A 16656-nucleotide genomic window follows, 5' to 3' on the forward strand; every position below is an offset into this window, starting at 1 on the left:
CGCCTGGATCGCCGTCGCCGACCCACGCCGGGCGCTGGCGCTCGCCGCCGCGCGCCTGTCCGGGCGCCAGCCCGCGACCATCGTCGCGGTGACCGGCACCGCGGGCAAGAGCTCGGTCGCCGACTTCGTCCGCCAGATCCTGTCGCGGATCGGGCGCGCGTCCGCCAGCGTCGGCACCGTCGGCATCGTCACCGACCGTGGCGCCGCCTACGGCTCGCTGACGACGCCCGACCCGGTGACGCTGCATGCGACGCTGGCGCGGCTCGCCGACGACGGCATCACGGACCTCGCGATGGAGGCCTCCTCGCACGGCATTGAGCAGCGCCGCCTCGACGGCGTGCAACTCGCCGCCGCCGGCTTCACCAACCTCGGGCGCGACCACCTCGACTACCACGCGACCATCGAGGACTACCTCGCGGCCAAGCTGCGCCTGTTCACGACGCTCCTGCCAGAGGGGGCGCCCGCGATCGTCAACGCCGACGGCGCCTACGCCGACCGTGTCATCGCGGTCGCGACCGCGGCCGGCCACGACGTCCGCACCACCGGCCGCGCCGGCTCCGAGATCCGCCTGCGCGACGCCCGCACCGAGGGCTTCGCGCAGGTGCTCGACCTCGACGGCCGCCACGGCCCGCGCCGGGTCCGCCTGCCGCTGGTCGGCGGGTTCCAGGTGGAGAACGCGCTCGTCGCCGCCGGCCTCGTTCTCGCCACGCCCGCCGGCGCAGCCGACCCCGACGGCGTGTTCGCGGCGCTCGAACACCTCGTCGGCGTGCCCGGCCGCATGGAGCGCGTCGGCGAGGCCGACGGCGCGTTGTGCCTCGTCGACTACGCTCACAAGCCGGAGGCGCTGGAGGGCGTCCTCGTCGCTCTGCGCCCCTTCGCCTCCGGGCGCCTCGTCGTGGTCTTCGGCTGCGGCGGCGACCGCGACCGCGGCAAGCGCCCGATCATGGGGGCGATCGCCGCGCGCCTCGCCGACGCGGTCATCGTCACCGACGACAACCCGCGCTCCGAGGAACCCGCCGCGATCCGCGCCGCCATCCTCGCCGAGGCGCCGGGCGCCACCGAGATCGGCGACCGCGCCGAGGCGATCCGCACGGCGGTGCGCGGGCTCGGACCCGGCGACGTGCTCGTGGTCGCCGGCAAGGGCCACGAAACCGGCCAGATCGTGGGCGACCGGGTGCTGCCGTTCTCGGACCACGCGGTCCTGAGGGCGGCGATCGACGAGTTTTCGCGATGAACGCGTCTTCCCCGAAGCACGACGAAGTCCGCGCCTCTCCCTTCCCCGCAGAGGGGGAGGGGGCTTCGCGTCCGCGCACCGTCAGACCGGAGGCCGCATGAGCCCGAACGCCAAGCCGCTCTGGACGGCGGCCGAACTCGAGGCCGCCACCGGGGGCACGCTTCACGGGTCACGCGGCGCCGTCGCCGGCGCCTCGATCGACACCCGCACGCTGCAGCCCGGCGACCTGTTCTTCGCGATCAGGGGCGAGGCCCGCGACGGGCACGACTTCGTCCGCGCCGCCCTGGACAAGGGGGCGGGCGCGGCCGTGGTCGCCGCCGACCGCGCGGCGTCGTTCGACGGCCCGGTCCTGGCCGTGCCCGGCGACGGGCCCGATCCGGTCCTCGACGCGATGACGCGCCTCGGCAAGGCGGCGCGCGACCGCACCGCGGCCCAGGTCGTGGCGGTGACCGGCTCGGTCGGCAAGACCGGCACCAAGGAGGCCCTGCGCCACGTGCTGTCGGCGCAAGGGCAGACCCACGCCTCCGTCGCCTCGTACAACAACCACTGGGGCGTGCCGCTGACGCTGGCGCGGATGCCGGCCGACACCCGCTTCGGCGTGTTCGAGGTCGGCATGAACCACCCGCGCGAGATCGTGCCGCTGGTGGCCCAGGTCCGCCCCGAGGTGGCCCTCGTCACCACCGTCGAGCCGGTCCACATCGAGCACTTCGCCTCGGTGTCGGCGATCGCCGACGCCAAGGGCGAGATCTTCTCAGGGCTCGCGCCCGGCGGCGTCGCGGTGATCAACCGCGACAACCCGAGCTTCGCGCGCCTGCACGCCCACGCGCTCGCCTCGCGGGCCGGCCGCATCGTCACCTTCGGCGAGCACGCGGAGGCCGACGTGCGCGCCAGGCGCATCGTGCTGCGCCCCGATCTCTCCGTGGTCGACGCCGTGGTGATGGGCCAGCCGGTGACCTACCAGCTCGGCACGCCGGGCCGGCACACGGCGATGAACTCGCTCGGCGTAATGGCGGTGGTCCACAGCCTCGGCGCGGATCTGGCCCGCGCCGCCCTGTCGCTCGCGGCGCTGCGCCCGCCGGCCGGGCGCGGCGAACGCACCGCCCTCCAGATCCGCGACGGCGAGGCCTTCCTCGTCGACGAGAGCTACAACGCCAACCCGGCCTCGGTGCGCGCCGCGCTGTCCACGCTGGCCGCGATCGAGACCGGGCCGCGCGGGCGCCGCATCGCCGTGCTCGGCGACATGCTGGAGCTCGGGCCGACCTCGGACGCCCACCACCGCGACCTCGCCGGCGCGGTCGCCGACCACGCGGTCGACCTCGTCTTCACCGCCGGCACGCTGATGAACCACCTGTTCGAGGCGCTCCCGGTCTCGCGCCGGGGCGTCGCCGCCGCGACTTCGGCCGACCTCGTCGAGCCGCTGGCCGCGATCCTGCGGCCGGGCGACGCCGTGATGGTCAAGGGCTCGAACAGTATTCGCATGGGCCGGATTGTCGAGGCGCTCAAAGCCCGCTACGCGAACCACCCGGCGCGCCGCGACGCGCCGGCCCCGACCGCCGGGCCGTGACCGGCATCTGATCGTCCGCCGAGGCGCCGGGACCGTTCGCGTCCCGCCGGCGCCCTTCTTCGTGTGAGCCAAGCCGCCGAGCCCCCGGATGCTGTATCTCCTGTCGGACCTGAGCGGCACGCTCTCGGCCTTCAACGTCTTCCGCTACATCACCTTCCGCACGGGAGGCGCGCTGTTCACGGCGGGCCTGTTCGTGTTCTGGTTCGGGCCGCTGATCATCTCGCTGCTGCGCCTGCGCCAGGGCAAGGGCCAGCCGATCCGCGAGGACGGGCCGCAGACCCACCTGCTGACCAAGCGCGGCACGCCGACCATGGGCGGCCTGATGATCCTGGCCGGCGCCATCGTCGCGATCCTGCTCTGGGCCAACCCGCGCAACCACTACGTCTGGATCACGCTCACCGTGACGCTGGGCTTCGGCGCGATCGGCTTCTACGACGACTACCTCAAGGTGACGAAGCAGTCGCACAAGGGCTTCTCGGGCAAGCTCCGCCTCGGGCTCGAGGCCCTGATCGCGATCACGGCCTGCTACGCGATCTCGTACTTCTCGCCGTCCACGCTGCAGAACCAGCTCGCCTTCCCGGTGTTCAAGGACGCGCTCTTGAACCTCGGCTGGTTCTACGTGCTGTTCGGCGGCTTCGTCATCGTCGGCGCCGGCAACGCGGTGAACATGACCGACGGCCTCGACGGGCTCGCCATCGTCCCCGTGATGATCGCCTGCGGCACCTTCGGCGTCATCGCCTACCTCGTCGGCAACTCGTTCACCGCGAGCTACCTTCAGGTGAACTACGTGCGCGACACCGGCGAGCTCGCGGTGGTGGCCGGCGCGGTGATCGGGGCGGGCTTAGGCTTCCTCTGGTTCAACGCGCCGCCGGCGCAGATCTTCATGGGCGACACCGGGTCGCTGGCGCTCGGCGGCCTGCTCGGCGTCGTCGCGGTAGCGACCAAGCACGAGATCGTCCTGGCGATCGTCGGCGGCCTGTTCGTCCTCGAGATCATGTCGGTGATCATCCAGGTCGCGTCGTTCAAGCTGACGGGCAAGCGCGTCTTCCGCATGGCGCCGATCCACCACCACTTCGAGCAGAAGGGCTGGAAGGAGCCGCAGGTCGTGATCCGCTTCTGGATCATCGCCGTGATCCTGGCGCTCGCCGGCCTGGCCACGCTCAAGCTGCGGTGACCTGTGGTAGAAGTCGGCTCCGCAACGCCACTCCCACCCCGACCCTCGTCCTGAGGTGCGCACGCGAAGCGGGCGCCTCGAAGGAGCCCTCCAGAAACTTCGGTGCGGTCTGGAGGGCTCCTTCGAGGCCCGCTGACGCGGGCACCTCAGGATGAGGGGGAGGGTTGGGACGAGCCCCGATCGCCGACCGGTTCCGAGTTTCCGATGACCCCAATCACCACCTTCGCCGGCCGCGCGGTCGCCTTGTTCGGCCTCGGCGCCTCCGGCCTCACCACCGCGCTCGCCCTGAAGGCCGGCGGCGCGCAGGTCGTCGCCTGGGACGACAACGCCGACGGCGTGACGAAGGCGGCCGGGCAGGGGATCGAGACCGCGGACCTGCGCGGGGCCGACTGGTCGGGCTTTTCGGCGCTCATCCTCTCGCCCGGCGTGCCGCTGACCCATCCGGCGCCGCACTGGACCGTCGCGCTCGCCAAGGCGGCCGGCATCGAGGTCGTCGGCGACATCGAGCTGTTCTGCCGCGAGCGGCGCGCGCTCGCGCCGGGGGCGCCGTTCGTCGCGATCACCGGCACCAACGGCAAGTCGACCACCACGGCGCTGATCGCCCACATCCTGCGCACTGCCGGCCGCGACGTGCAGATGGGCGGCAACATCGGCACCGCGATCCTCTCGCTCGAGCCGCCGGCAGCGAATCGCATCCACGTGGTCGAGCTGTCCTCGTTCCAGATCGACCTGACGCCCTCGCTCGATCCGAGCGTCGGCGTGCTCCTCAACATCACGCCCGACCACCTCGACCGCCACGGCACCTTCGCGCAATACGCCGCGATCAAGGAGCGGCTGATCCAGGGCTCGGACCAGGCCGTCGTCGGGATCGACGACGGGCCGAGCCGCGCCATCGCCGACCGGTTCGCCGAAGGCGGCGCCGACCGGTCGACCCGCATCCACGTGCCGCGCGACGCCGCGCTCACCGCCGACGCCGTCACCGTGCGCGACGGGATCGTCTCGGACCGCGACGGCGCGCCGCTCGCCGACGTGTCGGCGATCCGGTCGCTGCGCGGCGCGCACAACTGGCAGAACGCGGCCGTGGCCGTGGCGGTCGCCCGCACCCTCGGGCTTGCGGCCGACGCGATCCAGGCCGGGCTCGCGAGCTTTCCCGGCCTGCCGCACCGGATGGAGGAGGTTCGGGTCCGCGGGCCGGTGCTGTTCGTCAACGATTCGAAGGCGACCAACGCCGACTCGACCGAGAAGGCGCTGACCGCCTTCCGCGACATCCACTGGATCCTCGGCGGCAAGGCGAAGGACGGCGGGATCTTCCCGCTCGTCCCGTATTTCGAGCGCATCGCCCACGCCTACCTGATCGGCGCGGCCTCCGACGCCTTCGCCGCCACCCTGGAGGGCGCCGTGCCCTACACCCGCTGCGAGACCCTGGACGTCGCCGTGAAGGCGGCAGCCGAGGGCGCGGCGGCGTCGGGTGCGCCCGAGCCGGTGGTGCTGCTCTCGCCGGCCTGCGCCTCCTACGACCAGTTCCGCAGCTTCGAGCAGCGCGGCGACGTGTTCCGAGAGCTCGTGCGCGCGCTGCCCTGAGCCGCCGCTTCGAGGCGCGCCAGCTCGCTGCGCGCCTCGTGCCGGACGTGGCCCTACCGGGCCAGCACGCTGGCCGCCTCGCGCGTCGTCGTGACCGCCACGGAGACCTCCGTCACCGACGCCGAGATCGTGCTGATGTTGGCGGTGATCGCCGCCACGGCCTGGGCCGCGGCCTGCATGTTCTGCGACAGGTCGCGCGTGACGATGCTCTGCTCCTCGACCGCGCTCGCCGTCGCCACGACGTTCTCGCGCATGATGTCGACCGAGCCGCTGATCGAATCCAGCGCGCCGACCACCTCGCTCGACAGGCCCTGCAGGCCGTTGATCTCGGCACCGATCTGCTCCGTCGCGCGGGCGGCCTGGTTGGCGAGGTTCTTGACCTCGTTCGCGACGACCGCGAAGCCGCGTCCGGCTTCTCCGGCGCGCGCCGCCTCGATGGTGGCGTTGAGCGCGAGCAGGTTGATCTGCGCGGCGATCGACTGGATCAGGCCGACGATGCCGGTCATCGACCCGGCAGCCTCCGTGAGGCGCTGGGTGAACCCGCCGGCCGCCTGGACCCGCTCGAAGGCGGCGTCGGTCGCGCTGCGCGAATGTCCCATGCTCTGGGAGATCTCGGCGACGGAGGCGGCCAACTCCTCAGACGCCGCCGCCATCATCGCCACGTTGCTCGAGGTCGTCTCCGCGGCGGCGAAGGCCGCGCCGGACCCGTCCGCCGAGCGGCCGATCGCCTGGTCGATCTCGGTGAAGTTGCGCTCGATCAGCCGGCGAAGGTTGGCCAGCAGCATGACCTGGTCGGTGACGTCGGTGGCGAACTTCACGACCTTGTAGGGGCGGTTCGCGGCGTCGAAGATCGGATTGTAGGTCGCCTGGATCCAGACCTCGCGCCCGCCCTTCGCGATGCGCTTGTACTGCGCCGCCTGGTACTCCCCACGCTTCAACGCCGCCCAGAACGCCGCGTACTCGGCGCTCTGCCGGTAAGCCGGCTCGACGAACATGCTGTGCGGGCGCCCGCGAACCTCCGACAGGTCGTAGCCCACCACTGCGAGGAAGTTCGCGTTGGCATCGAGGATGGTGCCGTCGAGATCGAAGGCGATCACCCCTTGCGCCTTGTCGATCGCCGCGATCTGGCCCGCCCGGTCGGCATCCTCGGCCTTCTGGCGCGTGATGTCGGTGGCGAACTTCACAACCTTGTAGGGCTTGCCGTCCCGCCCGATCATCGGGTTGTAGGAGGCCTCGATCCAGAGGTCGCGGCCGCCCTTCGCCGTCCGCCGGAACTGGCCTGCGCTGAACGCGCCGGTGCGCAGTCGATCCCAGAACGCCTTGTACTCCGCCGAGTCCCGGTACTGCGGGTCGACCAGCATCGCATGCGGCTGCCCGACGAGTTCGGGAAGCGTGTAGCCGACGGCCGCGAGGAAGTTCGCGTTGGCGTCGAGGATTCGGCCCGACAGGTCGAACTCGATCACCCCCTGGACGCGGTCGAGGGCGGCGAGCTTGGCGGCGGCTTCGACGGTCTTGCGTGCGGCGAACATGGGCGGATCGTCCCGGCGTGGCGACTCGGAAGGAGGCGCTGTCGTGAGTGCAATTCAAGATTGCAATTTCGCCGTTAATATTTCGTATTCACTACGGATCGGCTGGCGGGCCGGGCCGCCTGGCGGGTTTGGCAAGGATGCCTTTACCATTCGCGGACAGGATCGCTCCCGACCGTCGCGTGCTCCTGCGCGACCGCTCGAAGGTCGTCGCACGCCCATGATGTCCCGCGCGGAACGCACGCCCCTGACCGACTGGTGGTGGACGGTCGACCGTGGCCTGCTCGCGGCCTTGGCCGCCCTGATGGTCGCCGGCCTGGTCTTCCTGATGGGCGGCGGCCCGCCGGTGGCCGAGCGCATCGGCCTGCCGACCTTCTACTTCCTCAACCGCCAGGCGATGTACCTCGCCCCGACGATCGGGTTGATCTGCGCCGTGTCGTTCCTGAGCCTGCGCGGCATCCGCCGGCTCGCGCTCGGCACCTGGCTCGTCGGCGTCGCCCTGTGCCTGCTCGCCGGCAAGTTCGGCCCGGAGATCAAGGGTGCCCACCGCTGGATCCAGTTCGGCTCGTTCGGCCTGCAGCCCTCGGAGTTCGTGAAGCCCGCCTTCGTCATCGTCGCCGCCTGGGCGTTCTCGGAAGGCGCGCAGCGCCGCGACATGCCGGGCGGCTTCCTCGCGATCCTGCTCCTGCCGATCACCATCGTGCCGCTGCTGCTGCAGCCCGATTTCGGGCAGACGATGCTGATCACGCTGGTGTGGTGCGCCCTGTTCTTCGTGGCCGGCCTGCACCTGATCTGGGTGGCGGTGCTCGGCGTCCTCGGCCTGACCGGGGTGTTTGCCGCCTACACGTTCTTCCACCACGTGCGCGAGCGCTTCAACCGCTTCCTCGACAAGGATTCTGGCGACAGCTTCCAGACCTTCTGGTCGCAGGAATCGTTCCGCTCCGGCGGGTGGTTCGGCACCGGCCCGGGAGAGGGGATCGCCAAGCGCCACCTGCCCGACGCGCATACCGACTTCATCTTCTCGGTGACCGGCGAGGAATTCGGCGTCCTGGTCTGCCTCTGCCTCGTCGCTTTGTTCGCCTACATCGTGCTGCGAGGGCTCAAGCTCGCGCGCCGCACCGACGACACCTTCTCGAGGCTCGCCATCACCGGTCTGATCACCCTCTTCGGCCTCCAGGCCTGCATCAACATGGCGGTGAACACCCAGCTCATGCCGGCCAAGGGCATGACGCTGCCGTTCGTCTCCTACGGCGGCTCGTCGCTGATCTCGCTGGCGCTGGGCATGGGCTTCCTCGTGGCCCTCACCCGCAAGCGCCCGCGCACCACGATGCTGAGCCAGAAGCCTCCCGGCACCGCGCCGGCCACCGTCGCCGGGGTGATGCGGTGACGGTGTTCACGCCGACCATCCTGCTCTGCGCCGGCGGCACCGGCGGCCACCTGTTCCCGGCCGAGAGCCTCGCCCACGCGCTCCGCGCCCGCGGCATCCGCGTGGTGCTCGCCACCGACGCGCGGGTCGATTCCATCGCGGGCGGCTTCCCGGCCTCCGAGGTCGTCACGATCACCTCGGCGACGCCGTCGGGCCGCTCGATGCTGCGCCGGGCCGGCGCGGTGCTGACGCTGGGCCGCGGCTTCGCGGAGGCCGCCAAGGCGGTCAAGCGCATCAACCCGGCGGCGATCGTCGGCTTCGGCGGCTACCCGACCGTGCCGCCGATGCTCGCCGGGCAGATCCTGCGGGTGCCGACCATCATCCACGAGCAGAACGCGGTGATGGGCCGGGCCAACGCCTTCCTGGCGCGCGGCGCCCGCACCATCGCCACCGGCTTCAAGGAGGTCCGCGGCGTCCCCGACAAGGCGCGCGCGCCGCGCATCCACACCGGCAACCCGCTGCGCCCGGCGGTGATCGAGGCTGCCAAGGTCGCCTACCCGCCGCTCGGGCCGACGGACGTCCTGCATCTCCTCGTCTTCGGCGGAAGCCAGGGCGCGCGGGTGATGGGCGAGGTCGTGCCGAAGGCCCTGGCGCAGCTGCCGGCTGCCTTACGCGCCCGCCTCCACCTCGTGCAGCAGGTCCGCCCCGAGGACCTGACCGCGGTGCAGAACGACTACCTCGCCATGGGGCTCGCCGGCCTCGAGGCGGCGCCGTTCTTCAAGGACCTGCCGGGGCGGATGGCGGCGAGCCACCTCGTGGTCGCGCGCTCGGGCGCCTCGACGGTCTCGGAGCTCGCCGCCATCGGCCGCCCGTCGATCCTCGTGCCGCTGCCCGGAGCCCTCGACCAGGACCAGGCGGCCAACGCGGCGACGCTCGCCAAGATCGGCGCGGCGCTGGCGATGGCCCAGACCGCGTTCACGCCGGACCGCCTCACCGCGGAACTCGTCGACGCGTTCGAGAATCCTCAAAAATTGACCGCGGCGGCCGACGCGGCGAAAAGCGCCGGCATCCACGACGCCGCCGAGCGGCTCGCCACGGTGGTCGTCGACACGGCCGCCCGCACCTGAGTCTTCCGGGACGCACGCCTCGGCGCAGTCCCGCCATCGAACGGTTCTTCCTATGAAACGGTTCTTGCCATGAAGCTGCCCGACAAGCTCGGTCCCATCCACTTCATCGGCATCGGCGGCATCGGCATGTCCGGCATCGCCGAGGTGATGCACAACCTCGGCTACACGGTTCAGGGCTCCGACGCCTCCGACAACGCCAACGTGCGGCGGCTTGCCGACAAGGGCATGAAGACCTTCGTCGGCCACGCCGCCGGCAACGTCGAGAATGCCGGCCTCGTCGTCGTCTCCACCGCGATCCAGCGCGACAACCCCGAGCTGATGGCCGCCCGCGAGGCCCGGCTCCCGGTGGTGCGCCGCGCCGAGATGCTGGCCGAGCTGATGCGCTTCAAGTCCTGCGTCGCCATCGCCGGCACCCACGGCAAGACCACGACGACCTCCCTCGTCGCGACGCTGCTCGACGCCGGCGCCATGGACCCGACGGTCATCAACGGCGGCATCATCAACGCCTACGGCACCAACGCCCGCATGGGCGAGGGGGAGTGGATGGTGGTGGAGGCCGACGAATCCGACGGCACCTTCCTCAAGCTGCCGGCGGACGTCGCCATCGTCACCAACATCGACCCCGAGCACCTCGACCATTTCGGCTCGTTCGACGCGGTGAAGGACGCCTTCCGGCGCTTCATCGACAACATCCCGTTCTACGGCTTCGCGGTGATGTGCATCGACCATCCCGTGGTCCAGGACATGGTCGGCCACATCGAGGACCGGCGCATCATCACCTACGGCGAGAACCCGCAGGCCGACGTGCGCCTGATCGACGTGGACCTCCGCGGCGGCCAGAGCCGCTTCCGCGTGATGATCCGCGACCGCCGCCCCGGCTTCCGCATGGAGATGGAAGACCTCGTCCTGCCGATGCCGGGCAAGCACAACGCGCTCAACGCCACCGCGGCGCTGGCCGTCGCCCACGAGCTGGGCGTGTCCCCGGAGGCGATCCGCAAGGCGCTCGCGGGCTTCGGCGGCGTCAAGCGCCGCTTCACCCGCACCGGCGAGTGGAACGGCGCGCAGATCTTCGACGATTACGGGCACCATCCGGTGGAGATCAAGGCGGTGCTCAAGGCCGCCCGCGCCTCCACCGAGGCCAAGGTGATCGCGATCGTGCAGCCGCACCGCTACTCGCGCCTCGCCTCGCTGTTCGACGACTTCTGCACCTGCTTCAACGACGCCGACACGGTCATCGTCGCCCCGGTCTACGCCGCAGGCGAGACGCCGATCGAGGGCATCGACCGCGACGGCCTCGTCGCCGGCCTGCGCTCCCGCGGCCACCGCGACGCGCAGGCGCTGGAGCGTCCGGAAGACCTCGCCGGCATGGTCGCCGCGCACGCGATGCCCGGCGACTACGTCGTCTGCCTCGGCGCCGGCAACATCACGCAATGGGCCTACGCCCTGCCGGCGGAGCTGGCGGCGCTGAAGCCGTGACTGTCGCCTTCCCCGACATCACGCCCGCGATCCGCGCCGGCGCGCCGAACCTGCGCGGTCGGCTGCTGGCGAACCCGTCGCTGGCCGACCTGACGTGGTTCCGCGTCGGCGGGCCGGCGCAGGCGCTGTTCACGCCCGCCGACGAGGAGGACCTGGCTCACCTCCTGGCCGGGCTCGACCCCGAGATCCCGGTGACGGTGATCGGGCTCGGCTCGAACCTGATCGTGCGCGACGGCGGCATCCCCGGGGTCACGATCCGGCTCGGCGGCAAGGCCTTCGGGGCGGTGGAGATCGACGGCGACACCTTGCGCGCCGGCACCGCCGTGCCCGACATGCGGCTGGCGAAGGCCGCGGCCGAAGCCTCGCTCGACGGGCTCGCCTTCTTCCGCGGCATCCCGGGCTCGGTCGGCGGGGCGCTGCGCATGAACGCCGGCGCCCATGGCGGCGAGACCACCGACGTGCTCGTCGAGGCCCGCGGCGTCGACAGGCGCGGCGCGCTTCGCCGCTTCACCCACGAGGCGATGGGCTTCACCTACCGTCATTCGGCGGCGCCCGAGGACGTGATCTTCACGAGCGCGCTGTTCCGCGGCCGCCCCGGCGACCGCGCTGCGATCGAGGCGGAGATGGCGCGGGTGACCGAGGCCCGCGAGGCGGCCCAGCCGATCCGCGAGCGCACCGGCGGCTCGACCTTCAAGAACCCGCCGGGCGGCAAGGCGTGGCAGCTCGTCGACGCCGCCGGCTGCCGCGGGCTGACGCGGGGCGGCGCCCAGGTCAGCGAGATGCACTGCAACTTCCTGATCAACCGCGACGGCGCCACGGCGGCCGACATCGAGGGGCTCGGCGAAGAGGTGCGGCGGCGGGTGCACGAGACCAGCGGGGTCGCGCTGCACTGGGAGATCAAGCGGATCGGCGTCTCCGCCGACGGCTCGACGCCGACCTTCACCTGAGATCCGTTCGTCTTCCTTCGATACGCGCCACGGAGCCGCCCATGTCCAAGCACGTCGCCGTCCTGATGGGGGGCACCTCGTCCGAGCGCGAGGTCTCGCTGAACTCCGGCACCGCCTGCGCCGACGCGCTGGAGGGCGAGGGCTACCGCGTCACCCGCGTCGACGTCGGGGCCGACGTCGCCGCCGTGCTGTCGGAGCTTCGGCCGGACGCCGCCTTCAACGCGCTGCACGGGCCGGCGGGCGAGGACGGCACGATCCAGGGGCTGCTTGAGATCCTGCGCATTCCCTACACGCATTCCGGCGTGCTGGCTTCGGCGCTCGCCATGCACAAGGAGCGGGCGAAGGTCGTGATGCGGGCGGCCGGCGTCAGCGTTCCGGAGGGCCGGGTCGTTAACCGGCATGATGCCGCGAAGTCACACCCGATCGCGCCGCCCTACGTCGTCAAACCGGTCTCCGAAGGCTCGTCGATGGGCGTCATCATCGTGCGCGACGGGCGCTCGCATCCGCCCCAGATCCTGACCTCCGAGGAGTGGGTCTTCGGGGAGGACGTCCTTGTGGAGACTTACGTTGCGGGCCGCGAGCTCACCTGCGCGGTGATGGGCGACCGGGCGCTCGGCGTCATCGAGATCAAGGCCGCGTCGGGGGGGTGGTACGACTACGACGCCAAGTACGCGCCGGGGGGCTCGATCCACGTCCTGCCGGCCGAACTTAAACCAAATGTTTACCAGCGTGTCCAAGAGTTGTCGTTAACGGCGCATCAAGCACTGGGCTGCCGGGGCGTCAGCCGTGCCGACCTTCGCTACGACGACACACCGGGTGGCACCGGTGCCCTCGTCGTCCTGGAGGTCAACACGCAACCCGGCATGACCCAGACCAGCCTTGTGCCGGACATGGCCGCCCATGCTGGGTATCGTTTCGGTGAGTTCGTACGATGGATGGTGGAGGACGCGTCTCTGGGCCGCTGAGCCCCGCTGGGTTTCCCGGCGCGACCGGTCCTGCCGCGCGCTTCGCTGGGCAGGGCTTGGCCGGGCAGGGCCTGGCCGGTAGCGTCCTCTCCCGGCTTCCGCGCTTCCTGCGCCGGTCCGATTCCCTGCGCCGCGGTCGGCCCGGACCGTCGATGGCCGAGCGCCTGCCGCGCGGCGTCGGCGCCCTCGGCCTCAGCACGGCCTTCGGCGCGCTGGCGCTCGCCGGCTTCGTCGCCAGCGGCCGCTACGACGCCTTCGTCGCCGAGAACGGCCGCCCCTTCGACATCCTCGCGCGCATCGCCGGCTTCGGCGTCGAGCGCGTCACCATCTCGGGCATCTCCCGGATGTACGAGCGCGAGGTGCTCGCCGCCGCCGGCATCGACTGGCGCGCGTCCGTTCCCTTCCTTGACGTCGCCGAGGTGCGCGCCCGCCTGCTGCGGGTGCCGTTGATCGCCTCCGTCTCGGTGCGCAAGATCTATCCCCGCGAGATCGTCATCAACCAGGTCGAGCGCGAGCCGGCCGCCCTTTGGCAGATGAACGGCGAGATCAGCGTCATCGCCGCCGACGGCACGATCATCGATACGATGCGCGACGACCGCTATGCGACGTTGCCGCTCGTCGTCGGCGACGACGCCAACACCAAGCTCGGCGAGTATCTCGCCCTGGTCGCCGCGGCCGGCCCGCTGGCCGACCGCATCCGCGCCGGCACCTACGTCTCGGGCCGGCGCTGGACGCTGAAGCTCGACGGCGTCGACATCCGCCTGCCGGAGGTCGAGCCCGGCGCCGCGCTGGCGCGCCTCGTCGAGCTCGAGCGCGCCAACCGCCTGCTGGAGAAGGACATCATCGCCGTCGACCTGCGGATGCCCGACCGGGTCGTGGTCCGCCTCACCGAGGAGGCCGCGGCCGCCCGGGCCGAGGCCTCGAAGAAGACGAAGAAGGGGACGGCGACGTGAGCCCAGCCCAGGCGCTCCTTTCGACCACCCGCCGCCCCGCCCGTTCCCCGTCTTTCGCCGGTCAGCGCTGATGCATTCCCAACACGGCCTCACGCCCCGCTTGAAACCGCTCTCGGCGCGTCGCAGCACCACGCTGTCGGTGCTCGACATCGGCACGAGCAAGGTGGTCTGCCTCATCGCCGAGCTGCAGCCGGCCGAGGCCCTTTCGACGCTGAAGGGCCGCACGCACCTCGCCCGCATCATCGGCATCGGCCACCAGCGCTCGCACGGGCTGAAGGGCGGCGCGATCGTCGACCTCGAAGCCGCCGAGGGCGCGATCCGGCAGGCGGTGCACGCCGCCGAGCGGATGGCCAAGGTCGAGGTCCAGTCGGTCATCGTCAACATGAGCGGCGGGCGCCTCGCCTCGCAGCACTTCCAGGCGCGGGTCAACGTCCGCACCGGCACGGTCACCGGCGCCGACGTGGAGCGCGTCCTCGAGGCCGCGAGCGCCCACGGCGTCAGCCCCGGCCGCGCCGTGCTCCACGCGCTGCCGACCGGCTACGCGCTGGACGGCCAGGGCGCGGTGATCGACCCCTCGGGCATGATCGGCGAGGCCCTCGGGGTCGACCTCCACGTGGTCACCGCGGAGGCCGCCGCCGCCCGCAACGTCATGCTGGCGATCGAGCATTGCCATCTCGGCGTCGAGGCGGTGATCGCCACCCCCTACGCCGCCGGCCTCTCGGCGCTCGTCGACGACGAGGCCGAGATGGGCGTCTGCGTCGTCGACATGGGCGGCGGCACCACGAGCTTCGGCGTGTTCTCCGGCGGGCACCTCGTCCACACCGACGCGATCGCCGTCGGCGGCCATCACGTCACCATGGACATCGCCCGCGGGCTCTCCACTCGGGTCGCTGCGGCCGAGCGGCTGAAGACGCTCTACGGCTCGGCCATCGCCACCCCCTCGGACGAGCGCGACATGATCGCGGTCCACGGCGTCGGCGAGGACGAGGGCGAGACCCCGAACCACGTTCCGCGCTCGCAGCTGGTGCGGATCATCAAGCCGCGGGTCGAGGAGGTGGTCGAACTCGTCCGCGACCGCCTGCGCGCCGCGGGCTTCGCCGCCCAGGCGGGGCGCCGGGTGGTGCTGACAGGCGGCGCGAGCCAGCTCGTCGGCCTGCCCGAGGTCACCCGCCGGGTGATGCAGGGCCAGGTCCGGATCGGGCGTCCGCTCGGCATCCGCGGCCTGCCCGAGGCGGCCAAGGGTCCGGCCTTCTCGGCCGCGGTCGGCCTGCTGGTCTACCCGCAGGTGGCGCATGCCGAGCACTTCGAGCCGCGGGGCCAGCGCGCCTTCGCCGGCACGGGGACCGACGGGTACATCGGCCGCGTCTACGAGTGGCTGAAGCAGGGTTTCTAGGCGTTTTCCCGGGCGCCCTCTCGCGCCCGGCCTCGACGAATCGGCGTCTCCTCGACGGAGGCGCTCCGGACAACGCGTTAAAGGTCACGAAGGGCTCGACACCATGGCCATCTCTCTCCAGGCGCCTGACATCCGCGAACTCAAGCCCCGCATCACCGTGTTCGGTGTCGGCGGCGCCGGCGGCAACGCCGTCAACAACATGATCGAGTCGGGCCTGCTGGGCTGCGAGTTCGTCGTCGCCAACACCGACGCCCAGGCGCTGACCTCCTCGAAGGCCGAGCGCGTGATCCAGATGGGCCTCGGCGTGACGCAAGGGCTCGGCGCCGGCTCGCACCCGGAGGTCGGCTCGGCCGCCGCCGACGAGGTGATCGACGAGATCCGCGACCAGCTCTCGGGCGCGCACATGTGCTTCATCACCGCCGGCATGGGCGGCGGCACCGGCACGGGTGCCGCCCCCGTCATCGCCCGGGCGGCGCGCGACATGGGCATCCTCACCGTCGGCGTCGTGACGAAGCCGTTCCAGTTCGAGGGCCTGCGCCGCATGCGCACCGCTGAAGCCGGCATCCAGGAGCTCCAGGCCGCCGTCGACACCCTGATCGTGATCCCGAACCAGAACCTGTTCCGGGTCGCCAACGAGAAGACCACCTTCGCCGACGCCTTCGCGATGGCCGACCAGGTGCTCTACTCGGGCGTTGCCTGCATCACCGACCTGATGGTCAAGGAAGGCCTGATCAACCTCGACTTCGCCGACGTGCGCGCGATCATGCGCGGCATGGGCAAGGCGATGATGGGCACCGGCGAAGCGAGCGGCGAGAAGCGCGCCAGCCGCGCGGCCGAGGCCGCCATCGCCAACCCGCTCCTCGACGACGTCTCGATGAAGGGCGCCCGCGGCCTGCTGATCTCGATCACCGGCGGCGCCGACCTGACCCTGTACGAGCTGGACGAAGCCGCCACCCGCATCCGCGAGGAGGTCGACCAGGAAGCCAACATCATCCTCGGCGCCACCTTCGACGAGAGCCTCGACGGCATCATCCGCGTCTCGGTGGTCGCCACCGGCATCGAGCCGGCGCTGATCTCGGCCAACTCCCCGAACAACAAGGAGATCGCCGAGACCGAGCAGCGCATCGCCGAGGTCGCCGAGCGCCTGCGCTCCGAGGCCCGCTCGCGCGCCGCGCAGAACGCCCCGAGCTTTCGCGCCGCGGCCGAGCCGGCCGTGACCCAGGTTCAGGCGGCCCCCGTCCAGCCCGTGCGCCAGGCGGCGCCCGAGCCGGTGCATCAGCCCGAGATGCGGATGGAGCCGGCGCCCGTGATGCGCGACGACATCATGCTGACCCAGGCCCAGCCCCGCGC

General features: G+C 71.6%; 13 protein-coding genes. 12 read left to right on the forward strand and 1 reads right to left on the reverse strand.

What is annotated here, in order from left to right; all coding sequences use genetic code 11:
• From FV229_RS18440 to murD, 4 genes are all read left to right on the forward strand, one after another.
• Positions 1-1234 (forward strand): UDP-N-acetylmuramoyl-L-alanyl-D-glutamate--2,6-diaminopimelate ligase (locus FV229_RS18440; protein WP_147753358.1); only part of this gene is annotated, 1234 nt, incomplete at its 5' end.
• Positions 1235-1331: 97 nt separating this feature from the next.
• The gene (locus FV229_RS18445) at positions 1332-2798 is read left to right on the forward strand and encodes a UDP-N-acetylmuramoylalanyl-D-glutamyl-2,6-diaminopimelate--D-alanyl-D-alanine ligase (RefSeq protein ID WP_147753359.1); all 1467 of its coding nucleotides are present in this window, start codon (positions 1332-1334) and stop codon (positions 2796-2798) included.
• 88 nt (positions 2799-2886) lie between these two features.
• Positions 2887-3972: a phospho-N-acetylmuramoyl-pentapeptide-transferase gene (mraY, locus tag FV229_RS18450; protein WP_147753360.1), complete on the forward strand. Its 1086-nt coding sequence runs from the start codon at positions 2887-2889 to the stop codon at positions 3970-3972.
• Positions 3973-4176: 204 nt separating this feature from the next.
• A complete protein-coding gene (gene murD / locus FV229_RS18460) occupies positions 4177-5553 on the forward strand; it encodes a UDP-N-acetylmuramoyl-L-alanine--D-glutamate ligase (RefSeq protein ID WP_147753361.1) in 1377 nt (458 codons plus the stop codon).
• A 53-nt stretch (positions 5554-5606) separates the two neighbouring features.
• On the opposite strand, the gene FV229_RS18465 is transcribed toward murD, so the two are convergent.
• Complete coding sequence (locus tag FV229_RS18465) at positions 5607-7082, reverse strand: PAS domain-containing methyl-accepting chemotaxis protein (RefSeq protein ID WP_147753362.1); 1476 nt, start codon at positions 7080-7082, stop codon at positions 5607-5609.
• Between the two features lie 217 nt (positions 7083-7299).
• Between FV229_RS18465 and FV229_RS18470 the strand changes: the two genes are divergently transcribed.
• The 8 genes from FV229_RS18470 to ftsZ all read left to right on the forward strand — a co-directional run.
• A complete protein-coding gene (locus FV229_RS18470) occupies positions 7300-8466 on the forward strand; it encodes a putative peptidoglycan glycosyltransferase FtsW (protein WP_147753363.1) in 1167 nt (388 codons plus the stop codon).
• Entirely contained in the window at positions 8463-9572 is a 1110-nt protein-coding gene (gene murG, locus FV229_RS18475) for an undecaprenyldiphospho-muramoylpentapeptide beta-N-acetylglucosaminyltransferase (protein WP_147753364.1), read from the forward strand. The genes FV229_RS18470 and murG overlap by 4 nt, the downstream gene beginning before the upstream one ends.
• Before the next feature lie 69 nt (positions 9573-9641).
• Positions 9642-11048: a UDP-N-acetylmuramate--L-alanine ligase gene (murC, locus tag FV229_RS18480; protein WP_147753365.1), complete on the forward strand. Its 1407-nt coding sequence runs from the start codon at positions 9642-9644 to the stop codon at positions 11046-11048.
• Entirely contained in the window at positions 11045-11995 is a 951-nt protein-coding gene (murB, locus tag FV229_RS18485) for a UDP-N-acetylmuramate dehydrogenase (protein WP_238270188.1), read from the forward strand. Before murC ends, murB begins: the two co-directional genes overlap by 4 nt.
• Before the next feature lie 41 nt (positions 11996-12036).
• The gene (locus tag FV229_RS18490) at positions 12037-12960 is read left to right on the forward strand and encodes a D-alanine--D-alanine ligase (protein ID WP_147753366.1); all 924 of its coding nucleotides are present in this window, start codon (positions 12037-12039) and stop codon (positions 12958-12960) included.
• On the forward strand, positions 12927-13913 hold the full coding sequence (locus FV229_RS18495; RefSeq protein WP_147753367.1) for a cell division protein FtsQ/DivIB: 987 nt from the start codon (positions 12927-12929) through the stop codon (positions 13911-13913). The genes FV229_RS18490 and FV229_RS18495 overlap by 34 nt, the downstream gene beginning before the upstream one ends.
• Before the next feature lie 70 nt (positions 13914-13983).
• Positions 13984-15306 carry a cell division protein FtsA gene (ftsA, locus tag FV229_RS18500; protein ID WP_147753368.1) on the forward strand — a complete coding sequence of 441 codons (1323 nt, stop codon included), beginning with the start codon at positions 13984-13986 and terminating at the stop codon, positions 15304-15306.
• Positions 15307-15409: 103 nt separating this feature from the next.
• On the forward strand, positions 15410-16656 hold a 1247-nt coding region (gene ftsZ / locus FV229_RS18505), incomplete at its 3' end, for a cell division protein FtsZ (RefSeq protein ID WP_147753369.1).

The organism is Methylobacterium sp. WL120, assembly GCF_008039465.1.
GTDB lineage: Bacteria > Pseudomonadota > Alphaproteobacteria > Rhizobiales > Beijerinckiaceae > Methylobacterium > Methylobacterium cerastii.

Coding starts and splice junctions, on each gene's coding strand:
- FV229_RS18445 (WP_147753359.1), top strand. CDS start 1,332: ATGAGCCCGAACGCCAAGCCGCTCTGGACGGCGGCCGAACTCGAGGCC.
- FV229_RS18470 (WP_147753363.1), top strand. CDS start 7,300: ATGATGTCCCGCGCGGAACGCACGCCCCTGACCGACTGGTGGTGGACG.
- murC (WP_147753365.1), top strand. CDS start 9,642: ATGAAGCTGCCCGACAAGCTCGGTCCCATCCACTTCATCGGCATCGGC.
- FV229_RS18495 (WP_147753367.1), top strand. CDS start 12,927: ATGGATGGTGGAGGACGCGTCTCTGGGCCGCTGAGCCCCGCTGGGTTT.
- FV229_RS18490 (WP_147753366.1), top strand. CDS start 12,037: ATGTCCAAGCACGTCGCCGTCCTGATGGGGGGCACCTCGTCCGAGCGC.
- FV229_RS18465 (WP_147753362.1), bottom strand. CDS start 7,082: ATGTTCGCCGCACGCAAGACCGTCGAAGCCGCCGCCAAGCTCGCCGCC.
- mraY (WP_147753360.1), top strand. CDS start 2,887: ATGCTGTATCTCCTGTCGGACCTGAGCGGCACGCTCTCGGCCTTCAAC.
- murD (WP_147753361.1), top strand. CDS start 4,177: ATGACCCCAATCACCACCTTCGCCGGCCGCGCGGTCGCCTTGTTCGGC.
- ftsA (WP_147753368.1), top strand. CDS start 13,984: ATGCATTCCCAACACGGCCTCACGCCCCGCTTGAAACCGCTCTCGGCG.